This window comes from Paenibacillus sp. FSL K6-1217, from assembly GCF_045040735.1.
In the GTDB taxonomy this organism is placed as follows: Bacteria; Bacillota; Bacilli; order Paenibacillales; family Paenibacillaceae; genus Paenibacillus_AQ.
Genome location: NZ_CP150271.1, coordinates 6,103,030 through 6,116,971 on the forward strand (window position 1 = coordinate 6,103,030; position 13,942 = coordinate 6,116,971).

The window sequence follows — 13,942 nt, forward strand, 5'->3', positions numbered from 1 at the left end:
AAGCCCACTTAATGCACCAGACTCTCGAGTTCAGGCTGAAGCTTGTGCCGCAGGGCGTACAGCATAGCTGCACCGACCACAAAGGCAGCGGCATCGGCAATGACCAGCGACCAGACCACCCCGTGGAAGCCGTTCATCCGGTTGGCGAAGAAGAGCACAGGGATCAGTGTAACCCCTTGAATAATCGACATTACGAATGCGGCCGTTCCCTGCGCGGTAGCCTGGAAGATGCCCATGAACAAGGTGGTCAGCCCTGAAATGAATAAGGACAAGAAGGTGACATGCAGAATGTAGCTGCCCATTTGAATCATTTGCGGGTCGTTGGTGAACAGACCAATCAGATGGTCGGAGATCAGATAGACGACAATGCCGAATACGGCAGCCATGGCGGCCATCGATTTTACCGTGAATCCGATGGTATGCTTCATGCGCAGCTTATCCGCTGTGAATGAGAAGGCAATGAGCGGCACCACTCCCTCGCACAACCCCATCAGAATAAACTCGGGAAATTGCAGCAATCTTGAGGATATCCCGTAAGCGGCTACAGCCGGATCCCCATATTCGATCAGGAACAGGTTGAAGATCAGCGACATGGCTCCCAGAAAGACACTCATGATAAAGACCGGAACGCCGATTTTGAACACATTGCTGAGAATATCCTTGGTGGCCTTGAACCATTTGAAGGAGACCGTGAGGAATTGACTTTTGAAGCCCATGTGGAAGGCATAGTAGGCACTTGCAACCATGTTGGCAACAACCGTTGCCGACGCTACGCCGATTACACCCCAGTGGAGCACGAAGATGACAAGTGCATCAAGCAGGATATTCACGACCACACTAAGCATCATACCGATCATGGAGACGATGGCTGCACCCTCGGAGCGGACCATATTCTCCAGCGTAAAGAACAGGACGACGAACGGCGCGCCAATCAGCATGACAGTGACGTAATCCTTCGTGAATCCATAGGAATCCGGCGTTGCCCCGAGGCTGTTAAGGATGGGGCCGATCAGCGGCAGGCCTACGGCCATGACGAGGAGACCAAGCACGAGACTGCTGTAAAAGGCGAAGGAAGACACATTCTTGACTTCATCATACTTGTGCTCACCAAGCAGCCGCGAGATGTAGGTGCCGCTGCCTATGCCCACCAGATTGCCCAGCGCCATGATAATGGCGAACAGCGGCAGGGTCAGAGCGAGTGCGGTCAGCATGGCCGTATTGTGGAGAGTGCCCAGAAAATAGGCATTCAGAATCGAATAGATGACGTTCATGGATGTGCCTAACATCATGGGCACGGCGAAATGGGCGACGGCTTTGGTGATGGGTGCTTTTTCAAAATAATAAAGGTTTTCGGTATCCATTAGGGATCACTTCTTTCACTGATTTTTGTCAATCTAACGGCGTTAGATTGAACCTTACAGTGTTAGATGATATCATGAACCTAAGAGACTGTAAAGCATAAACTTACACTGTTAGATAAAAGGGCGGATAGCGATGAAAAAAGCACAACCTCAAATCTCGGAAGACCGGATTCTGGAAGCTTCGTGGGAGCTTCTCAGGGAGGGGGGAATCGAAAAATTCAGTATGCGGCGTCTTGCTGACCGGCTGGGGATTCAGGCTCCCTCGCTGTATTGGTATTTCAAGAGCAAACAGAACCTCTACCAGCGGCTGGCCAACCACATCTCCAGAGTCATCCTGGAGGAGCACCGCCCGGAGGGCGACTGGAAGGAGCAGCTGACAGAATTTGCGGTAACGGTACGGAGTGTGCTCAGCCGGTATTCCTGCTCTACGCAGCTTATGATGATGACACTGCCCCACGAGCCGGACATTATCCGGTTCAACAACCGGATGCTGCACTGTGTGGAATCCACGCCGCTTGAGGAGGCGCAGAAGGTGCAGGTGGTCACTACACTTGTGAACTTCGTGTTCTTCTTCGTGCTGGATGATTACGAGCATGAGCGTAATGTCTCCATGATGGCTAAGGAACAGCAGGAGCCTCCGGGCGAGGAACTGCTCCGCCTGATGGACTCCATGAGCGAGCAGGAGGTTGGGTTGTTCCGGAGGATGTTCAAGAACGGACTGTTCGAGCTGCTGGGGACCGATGGGGCTTTTGAATTCGGCCTGAGGCTGATTCTGCTCGGGACGGAGCAGGTGATTAAGGAGCATGAGGAGCAGCAGAGGCAGAGACATTGAAGAACATTTTTTGGCAGAGATTGATAATAATTGAGATAACAAAACTAACGAAATGGAACTTCGTTAGTGTAGGTGTTATTGCAATAGCTGGGTAGTATACTGTTGGGTCTATGTTTGAGAGGTTCTAGGTGATGTTTGTTTTGTTTGTATTGTAGCTGCTTCAAATATTGTTATTGCTAACGTAATTATAACAAAATATAATGAGGGTAGCTAAGCGCCGTAATGTGCAAAAACAGTATAGGAGGAACTATGAAACAACTACAAGTCGACCTGTCGAACTGGGAATTCAGAGCCTGCGGAGATGAAGAATGGCTTACGGCTGTTGTACCGGGAACGGTGCATACGGATCTGCTGCGCAATGGCGTTATCGATCAGCCCTTCTATGGAACGAATGAACATGAGCTGCAATGGATTGATAAAAAGGACTGGGAATACAGAACCCGATTTGTATTAGAAGAGGCATGGCAGACGCTGGCGGTTACGGAGCTGGTGTTCGCCGGGCTGGATACGTATGCCGATGTGTATGTGAACGGCGTGCACGCCTTGTCCGCAGATAATATGTTCCTGTCCTGGACCGTGAATGTGAAGGGGCTGCTGCGGGCGGGTGAGAATGAGATCCGCATCGTCTTCCGCTCGGTGGTGACAGAGGATCTGCCAAAGCTGGCGGCACTGGGCTACAATCTGCCTGCGCCGAATGACCAGTCTGAGTTAGGTGGTCTTCAAGAGCAACGGATCAGCGTATTTGCCCGCAAAGCGCCGTATCACTACGGCTGGGACTGGGGTCCCCGATTCCTGACCAGCGGGATCTGGCGGGAAGCTGTGCTGACGGGCCGGAACGCGGCGGCGATTGAGGATCTGTACATCCGCCAGCATGCGGTGAATGAGCAGGAGGCCCGGCTGACAGCCGTGATTGAAGCGGACGCACCGGAAACGTGGAGCGGAATGCTGCGGTTAAGTACCGAAGGGCAGGAATGGATGAAGGCGGTTACGCTCACTCCGGGCAAGCAGACGCTAGAGCTTGAGCTGGTGATTGACCGCCCGCGCCTGTGGTGGTGCAACGGCCTGGGCACGCCGGAGCTGTACCATTTCTGTGCAGAGCTGCTGCAAGGAGCGGATGCTGTAGCAGTATCGGAGGTAACGACGGGGTTTCGGGAAATTAAGCTGGTGCGTAAGCCGGATGCGCAGGGGGCGTCGTTCCATTTTGAGCTGAACGGGGTGCCGGTCTTCGCCAAGGGTGCCAATCATATTCCGAACGACAGCTTCATTACGGAGGTTACGGAAGAACGTTACCGCCATGAGATTGCCACGGCCGTGGAATCCAATATGAATATGCTGCGGGTGTGGGGCGGCGGCTTCTATGAAGAAGAAGTGTTCTACCGGTTGTGTGATGAATACGGGCTGCTGGTCTGGCAGGACTTCATGTTCGCCTGCAGCATGTACCCGGGCGATGAGGCGTTCCTGAATAATGTCCGCGCAGAAGCGGTATATAATGTCCGCAGATTGCGTAACCACCCTTGTATCGCGCTCTGGTGCGGGAACAATGAGATTGACTCGGCCTGGTCGCAGTATGAGGAGTACATGGGCTGGGGCTGGAAGGAGAAGCTGAATGCTGAGATTCGCCAGAGCTTATGGACTGCCTATGAGGAAATCTTCCACCGGATTCTGCCGGAAGCTGTGGCCGCGAACCATCCGGGTATGGATTACTGGCCATCCTCGCCGCTGCGCGAACTCACAGGTGGTCAGGATCAGCATGCCACGCGGATTATGGGTGACGGAGATATCCACTATTGGGGCGTCTGGCACGCCAAGGAGCCGTTCGAGAACTATAATCTCAAGGTAGGCCGCTTCATGAGCGAATACGGCTTCCAGTCCTTCCCGGAGCTGAAGTCGGTGCTGAGCTATGCAGAGGAAGCGGAGCTGGCGCTGGAATCAAAGGTCATGCTGGCCCATCAGAAGAATGGAGCGGGCAATCAGCTGATTAAGGAGTATATGGATATGTATCTGCCGCAGCCGAAGGATTTCCGGGGCTTCCTGTACATGAGCCAGGTGCTTCAGGCCGAGGCGATCCGCATGGCTATGGAGAGTCACCGCCGTAACAAGCCTTATTGCATGGGCACGCTGTACTGGCAGATGAATGACTGTTGGCCGGTAGCTTCCTGGGCGGGCATGGATTATTACGGGCGCTGGAAGGCGTTGCAATATACGGTGCGCCGCAGCTTCCAAGAGGTGCTGTTGTCTGTAGACAGCACGGATGAGGAGAGCGTCAAGGTCTATGGGGTGTCTGACCGGCGGGAGGCATTGGACGCAGAGCTGGTTCTGCGGCTGCATGATATCAGCGGCCTATTGCTGCGCGAATGGTCACAGCCGGTAACCCTTGCTGCGGATTCATCGGCTGTGCTCTTCACACTGCCGCTGGCCGAAGTGTTGGAGGGCCGCGAACCGGCTCAGGTGCTGCTGATAGCTTCCCTGCTGGAGAGCGGGCAGGTGATCGAGCAGGGGCCGGAGACAAGGCAAGTGCTGGAGCGCAAGGAGCATTACTTCGCAGCTGCCAAGGATATTCCGCTGCGCCAGCCGGTTATTACCGTGACCGAGGTGCCGGGAAGCGGCGGCAAGAGCTTCACGCTGAGCAGCGATGTGCTGGCGCGGGGCGTGCACTTGACTGTAGAAGAAGAGGGCATCTTCTCCGATAATTACTTCGATCTGCTGCCGGGCGAGCCGAAGACGGTCGGTTTCCTGCTCAGAAGCAGCGGCAATGGAGGGGGCGACTTTATTCCGGCAGCTCCGACGGGGCTTGTAATCCGCTCGATGGCGGATTATATGTAGGAATAGGCTTGGCGGACTGACATGACCTTATTATTCATATACTGTCCTGATTTCTGCTCTTGCGGACTCAGCGGCCCTTATTGTCTTCCGGACTGGCCGTTTCAGGGCGAAATCGCAAGCATAAGGGCTCCTGAGTCCGTGTGATTGGGCAAAAGCGGCTATTTACGCGGAATAGCGGATTTTCAGTCCGCATGGGCATCATGCTTCGGTATATGGGCATTATGATTCAGTATCATCCAACAAACAGCGGTCCTCCGATGACGGGGGACCGCTGTTTGTTGGATACGGCCGTCTTCAGGCCGGTTCAATGTACATCTCACCCAGGATCTGCCGGGTGCGGTAAGAATGCTCTGGAAGCGCAGCGGCGGTGAAGGCCTCCACTTGCTCTTGCCCGATATCGTACATGGCCTCGATTTCTCTGGCGAAGAGAAGCTGTCCTTCGGCCAGCAGCTCCGGCATAGCCGGGAGAGCAGCAGGAACAAGCGGTTCCGTGATAAGCTGCTGTAAGGCGTCTACGTAGTTTTGCAGGGTACGGGACCCGACAAGCTTGACTCCTTGGTTCTCTTCATTGACCATGATCAGGGTCGGGAAGCCGCGTACGCCGAGCTGGGCCACCTTCTGGAAATCTGCCTCCAGCAGCTCCTGCGCCGCTTCCAGACCTGCGGCCTGAACGATCTCTTCACCGGGTAATCCAAGGCTGTTAACGATATCGGTGAGCACCTGATCTTCTCCGATATTCCGGTTGAAGACGAAGACAGCTTCTCTGGCACGCCGCAAGTAGGCGTGTTCCTTCCCCGGATGGCTGTTCTGAATGACCTTGAACACCCGGGAGGGCGGATAAGAGGACATGACCGGGTTGTTCAGCCATAGGGTGCCGTCAATAGGCATACGGTAATGCTCGCCGACTTCCTTCCAGTGTCCCGCTACATCGGCTGGCTGCTGTATTCCATTCGCCTTGTCAGCGAAGCCGTTCCAGCCAGCCAACAATCCGCCCATAAGGAGCTGTACTTTGAAGTATTGACCGTATTGGCGGATGAACCGGTTCAGGGTAGGCTCGATCGCCCAGCAGTGTGAACAGATCGGATCCGTCGCATAATAGAGTGTAATTGCGGGCTGCTGCTGCGCATTGAAATCTATCATTTGTGTATGTTCTTCCTCGCTGACCCCGCAGACACCTGTCTTCAGGTCACAGATCATAGGATTGGTATTCATATATTGTTTACCTCACTTTCTTTTATAGAATATAAAAAGCGCTGAAACGGTACCGCCTGTTAAAAGGACGACAAAGCCGTTTCCACTTGTAGTATGATTATAATATCTGGGAGCAGATTAACAAGTACTATTGTTTTTAATACCTGGTATACTATTTATACTATTGGAGGAATTCCTGATGAAATATGAGATTGACTTAACACAGATGTGCCCCGCTACCTTTGCTTTTCAGGTTATCGGCGGGAAGTGGAATCTGCCTATCCTGGCTTTGCTGAGCGAAGGCGGGCCGATCCGCTATAACGAATTAAAAAGAAGGCTGCACGGCATCACCGGAACAACGTTAACGAACAGTCTTAAGGATCTCATCGATTACGGGATTATCCATCGTGAGCAATATCATGAGGTACCGCCGCGCGTCGAGTATTCCCTTACCCCCTCCGGGCAGGAATTGGTTCCGCTAATTGAAGAGATTGTAGCCTGGGGAGCCAATAATATACATGCACCGGGCGCGCGGAAGGGATAGCCATTTTTTCCCCGAGAATCTGTTGACTCCGGTTGACTTGCACAGGACCCGCCCCTATGATGATAAATAATATGTAACATCAACGCTCGCACACAGAGGAGAGAAACAGCATGGCTATGGAGATTGAACGCAAATTCCTGCTGCCGGAATACCCGGAGAAGCTGATTGAAGCAGGACAGCTGAAGGTGCTGACCCGTCACAGTATTGACCAGACGTATCTTGCCATTGAGGACGGGCAGGAGCTGCGGGTGCGGAAGATCACCGATCTGGACACCGGCGAGGTTACTTATACGCATACGTTCAAGGATGGCAAGGGCATCAGCCGCCAGGAGATTGAATATTTCATTTCCGCAGGCATCTATAACCAGATGATTGAGGCTGTGAAGGCGGTCCCGCTGGTCAAAACCCGTGTTACAGGTGTATGGAACGGTACAACAGTGGAGATTGATCTCTACACCCAGCTGGAGCTTACGGTACTTGAGGTTGAGTTCGATTCGCTGGAGGAAGCGGAAGCCTTCGCGGCCCCGGAGTGGTTCGGCCAGGATGTCAGCACAGAGAAGAAGTACAGTAACAAAACCGTCTGGAAAGAGCTTCAGGGCAAATAGCCCCGGGAAGCCTTAATCGCACAGAATCAGCGGACTTTAACGCGTAAACGTGGTACTATGTAGAGTAACTAAAGAGGGGTTCAGGAGGATGAGACGGGTATGGAGTATATAAGCACAAGAGGCAAGGTAGCAGCCAGAGGCTTTATTGATACGGTTCTGATGGGGCTGGCGGATGACGGCGGGTTGATGGTGCCGGCTGAGATTCCGGTGATTTCCCCGGAGAAGCTGGAGGCTTGGAGAAGTCTGAGCTTCCAGGAGCTGTTCCTTGAGATTTTCTCTTACTATACCAATGATGAAATTCCCCATGAGGATCTGCGCGCGATGGTCTACACCAGCTACGGCAACTTCCGCGCTCCGGAAGTAACGCCGCTGCACCAGGTGAACGATTCCCTGTACGTGCTGGAGCTGTTCCATGGGCCGACGTTTGCCTTCAAGGATGTGGCGCTGCAGTTCATGGGTGAGCTGTATTCCTATATTGCCAAGGTGCGGGGCGAAATTATCCATATTCTCGGGGCGACCTCCGGCGATACCGGTGCTGCGGCCATTCAGGGCGTGCGCGGCAAGGAAGGCATCAAGATCTGTATTCTTCATCCGCACGGCAAGGTCAGCAAGGTGCAGGAGCTGCAAATGACCACGGTTGATGACAGCAATGTGCTGAACCTGTCCGTAGAGGGTAACTTCGACGACTGCCAGAAGATTATCAAGGAGCTGTTCGCCGACCTCGACTTCAAGGGGCGGTATCACCTGCGGGCGATTAACTCGATTAATTTCGTGCGCATTCTGGCCCAGACGGTCTATTACTTCTATGCGTATCTGCAGCTTCCGGCGAGCGATCAGAAGAAGGTGAATATCAGCGTGCCTTCGGGCAACTTCGGCAATATTTTCTCAGGCTTCCTGGCGCAGAAAATGGGTCTGCCGATCCACAAGCTGATCATCGCCACCAATGAGAATAACATCCTCGAACGGTTCGTGTTAACCGGCGAGTACAAGCCTGGCAGCTTCACGGGCACCTATAGCCCGTCCATGGATATTCAGGTGGCCAGCAACTTCGAACGCTATCTGTATTATCTGCTGGATGAGGATGCGGAGAAGCTGTCCGGGTACATGGCCGCCTTGCAGAGCGAGGGCGCGATTAAGTTGGATGGCGAGCTGCTGGACCGGGTACAGAAGGATTTCTCCGCGCTGGGTGTGAAGAACGCACAGTGTCTGGAGATGATCGGCAAGTACCAGCAGGAATCCGGCTATCTGCTTGACCCGCATACGGCGTGCGGCGTAGCGGCTTATGAGAAGTTCAGCGCAGCGGATGAGACAAGCATTGCCTTCGCTACAGCACATCCGGCCAAGTTCGACGAGGCGATTGCCTTGACCGGCATCAAGCAGGAGTTCCCGGCGCCGATCGCCGCCCTGTTCGAGCAGCCGCAGCATCAGGTTGTGGTCGATCATGATAAGGCGGAGATTGTCCGCCAGCTTGTGGCTTTTTACGGTTAAAATAGGGTGCGGGTCCAGTTAGGCCCGCGCAGGATATAGACAGCCCCCGCCGGGATGAGCGGGGGCTGTTTGCTGCAGCTTGTATTGTGGGACACTGGATAGTGGGCGCGCTGTTCGCTGTAGCTCGTATTGTGGGATACTGGAATAGTACGCGCGCTGTCCGGTTGTAGCGCATCAGATGTGAATTTGTGAGAACGACGTTAAGCAATCGCTGACTGGGGGGTGCTGTGCCCACTACCAGTGCTCTCTGCTCATTGCTCACCGCTCACCGCCCACTGCCCACTGCCCACTGCCTACTGCCCACTGCGCCTAACCTGCTTCCACCAGCTGGGTGATTGCATTTTGTGCAATAGAAAGTCTCCAAAACACCTTTAAAATCGATTCTAATGTATTTGATACAGCTGATTTATGGGAGAAGGCCTGCTACAGGCCCAAACTCCGAATTCTGTTGTACGAAATACAGCAGAATGGCAAAATGGGAGCTTTACACCGGATTCTATTGTACAAAGTACAATTGCAGGCACTGCTGTGGGGAATGCAAGGCTAGGTTGGATTGGAGTGGCCCGGCTGTGGGGAATGCAAGGCTAGGTTGGACTGGAGTGTGCCCGGCTGTGGGGTATGCAAGGCCAGGTTAGAGTGGAACAGCTCTGCGGGAGTATATGCATGGCTCCACTGTGGGGGATGATTCCGCCAGTGATTAATGCATAGCCCCCAGCAGGTAACGGCTGGATGAATGGCCTCATGGTCCGAGGGGCGTTGGACGAATCAAGGTGAATCCTATGCTTATCCTAAGGTGCTTTTTTTCACAAGCGAAATCTAGCGGAATTTGTCGGAAATTACGGTATATAAGTGGACAACCCTATCATGGAATGAGAAAATAACAGTTATAGCTTAACTTTCAAGTGGAAACGGCTTTGCCGTCATTTTAAAGGACGGTACCGTTTCGGCGAGAAAAAGAAGGATAATGTATAGCGTGAAACATATAAATTCTTATATTTTGAAAAAGGACGGGATCATTCATGACTATTCGTTTCGGGGTTGTAGGGACTAACTGGATTACAGACCGCTTTGTGCAGGCGGGACTTGAGAATGAGGAGTTTCTGCTCACGGCCGTATATTCCCGCACAGCGGAGAAGGGACAGGCTTTTGCCGCAAAGTATGCGGGAGCTTCGATCTATACGGATCTGGAGGAGATGGTATCCAGCGCTGAGGTGGACGCGGTCTATATCGCCAGCCCCAACTCGATGCATGCGGAGCAGTCATTGATCTGTCTGAACCACGGCAAGCATGTAATCTGTGAGAAGCCGGCGGCCTCCAACAGCAGGGAGCTGAAGGCGATGATTGAAGCAGCGCGCAGCAATGATGTGCTGTTCATGGAAGCGATGAAATCCACGTTCATGCCGAATTTCGGCGTGATCCGGGATAACCTATATAAGCTGGGTCAAGTACGGCGGTATTTCGCCGGCTATTGTCAATACTCCTCAAGATATGATGCCTACCGGCAGGGGACGATCCTTAATGCCTTCAATCCGGAGTATTCCAACGGTTCGCTGATGGATCTAGGCATCTATTGCTTATATCCGATGGTGGCGTTGTTCGGCAAGCCGGATTCGGTGAAGGCCGTAGGGCTGATGCTCGCTTCGGGAGTGGACGGGGAAGGCAGTATGGTCATGCGCTACCCGGACATGGATGCGGTGGTTATGCATTCCAAGATTGCCGATTCGTATCTGCCCGCCGAGATTCAAGGCGAGAACGGAACGATGGTGATCGACAAGATCAACCAGCCGTATCAGGTCAAAATCCACTACCGCGACGGAACCGTCGAGGAGCTTACGCTGCCGCAGGTGTTCGAGCCCATGTATTATGAGGTACAGGAGTTCATTCATCTGCTGAAAAGCGGACAGCGGGAGAGCGCGACCAACAGCCACGCCAATTCCCTGGCGGTTGCGGAGCTGATGGAAGAGGCGAGAGCCCAGATCGGGCTTCGTTATGCCTCGGATCTGTAGCTATACGGGCAGACACAGCCTGCATCATTCATGTGAAATGGGGAGCGGAACTTGAAGACGTTCAAAAAGGTATACATTGAGATCACAAGCGTCTGCAACCTGGCCTGCAGCTTCTGTCCGCCCACGGAGCGGCAGAAGAATTTCATGAAGCTGGAGACGTTTGACAAGATCCTAGATGAGATCAAACCGCATAGCAATCATATCTATCTTCATGTCAAAGGCGAGCCGCTGCTGCATCCGAAGCTGGGCGAGCTGCTGGATGCAGCGCATGCCAAGGGCTTCAAGGTCAACATTACGACCAACGGCACGCTGATCCGTAAGGCAGGACCGAAGCTGCTTGGCAAGCCGGCGCTGCGGCAGATGAACTTCTCGCTGCACAGCTTCGACGGCCATGCAGGCTCGGAGAACCGCGAGGGCTATCTCGCGGAGATCATCCAGTTCGTCCGGGAGATCTCCGCGAGCGGCGTCATTGTTTCGTTCCGGCTCTGGAACCTGACGGAGGACAACCGGACGAATCTGGAGAAGCAGCGCAACCGCGAGACGCTGGCGCTGCTGGAAGAGGCCTTCGGACTCGACTACAGGATTGAGGAGAAGGTCGTGCCCGGCAGCGGGGTGAAGATTGCTCCGCGCGTATATCTGAACCAGGATCATGAGTTCAGATGGCCGGCGCTGCATGAGCCGGAGGATGACGGCAAGGGCTTCTGCCATGCGCTGCGCAGCCAGGCGGCGGTCCTGGTGGACGGCACCGTTGTGCCGTGCTGTCTGGATGGCGAAGGGGTGATCAACCTCGGCAATATTCATGAGCAGCCGTTCTCCGAGATTGTCGAGGGGGAACGGGCGAATAATCTGTTCTACGGCTTCTCGCGCCGGGAAGCGGTTGAAGAACTATGCCGTAAATGCGGCTACCGGCAGCGCTTCGGCACCTAGCCCTGGCAGAATGCCGGGGTGGGTGCCGGACCAGGTGCATACCGGCAAGGCTGCGGGGTGAGACTGTAGGTAGATATAACCAGACCATACAGCCGGAACATACGAAAAGAGGGAATCGATGCCTACTATACTTGTTGCAGACGACGATGCGAATATCCGCGAGCTTGTCTGCCTATTTCTGCGCAATGACGGATTCGACACCGCCGAAGCGGCAGACGGCCAAGAGGCGCTGGCGGTCTATGCCAGAACGCAGGTTGATCTGGTCATTCTGGATATTATGATGCCGGTGATGGATGGCTGGGCGCTGTGCAAGGAGCTCCGCAGAGCGGACCCGGAGCTGCCGCTGTTGATGCTGACGGCAAAGGGTGAGACCTGGGAGAAGGTGAAGGGCTTCGAGCTGGGAACCGATGACTATCTGACCAAGCCCTTCGATCCGCTGGAGCTGACGGTCCGCGTCAGGTCTTTGCTGAAGCGCTCCGGGATCGGCAAGTCGCATACGATCCACATCGGGGAAGTAACGCTAGACCGGCAGACCTACAAGGTGATGAACGGGACAGAAGCGCTGTCTCTGCCGCTTAAGGAATTCGAACTGCTGTATAAGCTGGCGGGAACACCGGGGCAGGTCTATACCCGCGAGCAGCTGATCGACCAGATCTGGGGGATTGATTACTCGGGGGATGACCGGACGATCGATGTACATATCAAGCGCCTGCGTGAACGGTTTGCGGCTTCGCCGGATTTTCGGATCGAGACTGTACGCGGTCTGGGGTACCGGCTTGAGGTTAATGAATGATCAAGTCCTTATATACCCGTGTGGTCCTGACCTTTCTGGTCTCCGTCATCGGGGGGACGGTGATCTCCTTCAATCTGTCGATCTGGATATACAAAGATGAATTGAACGAGAATCTGCAGGTGCTCATGCTGCGCTTCGCACAAGATGTCGTACAGATCTATGATACCTTCCCGCTGAATGAAGCCGACAAGCTGGTATCGGGCCTGAAGCAGCTTGAGACCTACCATGTGCGGATTTATGATGAGAACGGCGGGGTCCGGTCTTATGGCGGGCCTGACAGTCTTAAGCTGGAGACCGTAACTAGGGGGCAAGTGGAGCAGGTGCTGGCCGGCGGCATCGTTAAGGTTAATCCGTCAGGCATCTCGGTCAGCCTCCTGGGACTGCAATTAACTACGGAGACGGGCACAGAAGCATTGTTCGTAGAGCCTGTCGGTCCCCCGTCTACCGAATTTGTGGTGAAATGGCTGCTGAATTTCGCGCTCTATTCGCTGGTATCCGGGAGCCTTGTGATTCTGGTGGCCGCGATGTTCCTGGTCCGCCCGATCAAGAAGCTGACCAATGCGACGCGTAAGATCGCAGCCGGAGACTTCAACGTGAAGCTGAATATCAAGCAGAACGGGGAGCTCGGCACCCTCGCGCGCAGCTTCGAGGAGATGACGCGTGATCTGCAGCAGCTGGAGCAGATGCGCCGTGAGTTCGTGTCGAATGTATCCCATGAGGTGCAGTCACCGCTCACCTCCATCTCGGGTTATGCCGTGGCGCTGAAGCAGATGAATATCCCTGAGAGCGAGCGCAGCCGCTATCTCGATATCATTATCGGTGAAGCCGAGCGGATGTCCAAGATGAGCGACAGTCTGCTGAAGCTGAGTCTGCTTGAATCGCAGTCCCAGCAGCTCCGGTTCACTGCCTTCAGCCTGGATGAACAGCTCCGGCGCGTAATTGTTGCCCTTCAGCCGCAATGGTCTGCCCGCCGTATTACCTTCGATCTTCAGCTGACGCCTGCCGTGCTGACGGCGGATTATGACCTGCTGAGCCAGGTATGGACGAACCTGCTGGGGAACAGCATCAAGTTCTCCGGCGATGGGGGAGTAATTAGTGTCCATACGAAGCAAGATAATAAAAGTGTGACCGTGCGTGTATCCGACACCGGCATCGGGATTGCCCCCGAGGACCAGAAGCGGATCTTCGAACGCTTCTTCAAGGCCGACCGCTCCCACAGCCGCAAGTATAACGGCAGCGGGATGGGATTGGCCATCGTGAAGCAGATCGTCCTGCTTCATCAAGGCGACATCCGGGTGGAGAGTGAGCTTGGCGCAGGCACAAGCTTCATCGTCACCCTGCCGCTTCAGGTGCCGGCAGAGTAGTCTTTTCT

At 54.3% G+C, this 13,942-nt stretch carries 11 protein-coding genes; 9 read left to right on the forward strand and 2 right to left on the reverse strand.

The annotated features are described in order from the left end of the window. Positions 1-8 precede the first annotated feature (8 nt). Positions 9-1,361: an MATE family efflux transporter gene (locus tag MHH28_RS26955; protein ID WP_405107321.1), complete on the reverse strand. Its 1,353-nt coding sequence runs from the start codon at positions 1,359-1,361 to the stop codon at positions 9-11. 133 nt (positions 1,362-1,494) lie between these two features. Between MHH28_RS26955 and MHH28_RS26960 the strand changes: the two genes are divergently transcribed. Next, positions 1,495-2,193: a TetR/AcrR family transcriptional regulator gene (locus MHH28_RS26960; protein ID WP_405107323.1), complete on the forward strand. Its 699-nt coding sequence runs from the start codon at positions 1,495-1,497 to the stop codon at positions 2,191-2,193. 249 nt (positions 2,194-2,442) lie between these two features. Beyond that, positions 2,443-5,016, forward strand: coding sequence for a glycosyl hydrolase 2 galactose-binding domain-containing protein (locus tag MHH28_RS26965; RefSeq protein WP_405107326.1), 2,574 nt, complete (start codon positions 2,443-2,445; stop codon positions 5,014-5,016). Positions 5,017-5,310: 294 nt separating this feature from the next. Here the strand turns inward: MHH28_RS26965 and MHH28_RS26970 are convergent, their stop codons facing one another. Further along, entirely contained in the window at positions 5,311-6,228 is a 918-nt protein-coding gene (locus MHH28_RS26970) for a DsbA family protein (RefSeq protein WP_405107329.1), read from the reverse strand. Positions 6,229-6,406: 178 nt separating this feature from the next. Here MHH28_RS26970 and MHH28_RS26975 point away from each other — a divergent pair, with 178 nt between their 5' ends. From MHH28_RS26975 to MHH28_RS27005, 7 genes are all read left to right on the forward strand, one after another. Continuing rightward, positions 6,407-6,751 carry a winged helix-turn-helix transcriptional regulator gene (locus tag MHH28_RS26975; protein ID WP_405107332.1) on the forward strand — a complete coding sequence of 115 codons (345 nt, stop codon included), beginning with the start codon at positions 6,407-6,409 and terminating at the stop codon, positions 6,749-6,751. A 110-nt stretch (positions 6,752-6,861) separates the two neighbouring features. After that, the gene (locus tag MHH28_RS26980) at positions 6,862-7,356 is read left to right on the forward strand and encodes a CYTH domain-containing protein (protein ID WP_405107335.1); all 495 of its coding nucleotides are present in this window, start codon (positions 6,862-6,864) and stop codon (positions 7,354-7,356) included. A gap of 99 nt (positions 7,357-7,455) precedes the next feature. Then, the gene (gene thrC, locus MHH28_RS26985; protein ID WP_405107338.1) at positions 7,456-8,844 is read left to right on the forward strand and encodes a threonine synthase; all 1,389 of its coding nucleotides are present in this window, start codon (positions 7,456-7,458) and stop codon (positions 8,842-8,844) included. Between the two features lie 1,019 nt (positions 8,845-9,863). Beyond that, a complete protein-coding gene (locus MHH28_RS26990; RefSeq protein WP_405107340.1) occupies positions 9,864-10,850 on the forward strand; it encodes a Gfo/Idh/MocA family protein in 987 nt (328 codons plus the stop codon). Positions 10,851-10,901: 51 nt separating this feature from the next. After that, the gene (locus tag MHH28_RS26995; RefSeq protein ID WP_405107343.1) at positions 10,902-11,777 is read left to right on the forward strand and encodes a radical SAM/SPASM domain-containing protein; all 876 of its coding nucleotides are present in this window, start codon (positions 10,902-10,904) and stop codon (positions 11,775-11,777) included. Positions 11,778-11,895: 118 nt separating this feature from the next. After that, positions 11,896-12,570, forward strand: coding sequence for a response regulator transcription factor (locus MHH28_RS27000; protein ID WP_405107346.1), 675 nt, complete (start codon positions 11,896-11,898; stop codon positions 12,568-12,570). Beyond that, the gene (locus MHH28_RS27005) at positions 12,567-13,934 is read left to right on the forward strand and encodes a sensor histidine kinase (protein WP_405107349.1); all 1,368 of its coding nucleotides are present in this window, start codon (positions 12,567-12,569) and stop codon (positions 13,932-13,934) included. Before MHH28_RS27000 ends, MHH28_RS27005 begins: the two co-directional genes overlap by 4 nt. The last annotated feature ends 8 nt before the right edge of the window (positions 13,935-13,942 follow it).

Coding starts and splice junctions, on each gene's coding strand:
- MHH28_RS26955 (WP_405107321.1), bottom strand. CDS start 1,361: ATGGATACCGAAAACCTTTATTATTTTGAAAAAGCACCCATCACCAAA.
- MHH28_RS26960 (WP_405107323.1), top strand. CDS start 1,495: ATGAAAAAAGCACAACCTCAAATCTCGGAAGACCGGATTCTGGAAGCT.
- MHH28_RS26965 (WP_405107326.1), top strand. CDS start 2,443: ATGAAACAACTACAAGTCGACCTGTCGAACTGGGAATTCAGAGCCTGC.
- MHH28_RS26970 (WP_405107329.1), bottom strand. CDS start 6,228: ATGAATACCAATCCTATGATCTGTGACCTGAAGACAGGTGTCTGCGGG.
- MHH28_RS26975 (WP_405107332.1), top strand. CDS start 6,407: ATGAAATATGAGATTGACTTAACACAGATGTGCCCCGCTACCTTTGCT.
- MHH28_RS26980 (WP_405107335.1), top strand. CDS start 6,862: ATGGCTATGGAGATTGAACGCAAATTCCTGCTGCCGGAATACCCGGAG.
- thrC (WP_405107338.1), top strand. CDS start 7,456: ATGGAGTATATAAGCACAAGAGGCAAGGTAGCAGCCAGAGGCTTTATT.
- MHH28_RS26990 (WP_405107340.1), top strand. CDS start 9,864: ATGACTATTCGTTTCGGGGTTGTAGGGACTAACTGGATTACAGACCGC.
- MHH28_RS27000 (WP_405107346.1), top strand. CDS start 11,896: ATGCCTACTATACTTGTTGCAGACGACGATGCGAATATCCGCGAGCTT.
- MHH28_RS27005 (WP_405107349.1), top strand. CDS start 12,567: ATGATCAAGTCCTTATATACCCGTGTGGTCCTGACCTTTCTGGTCTCC.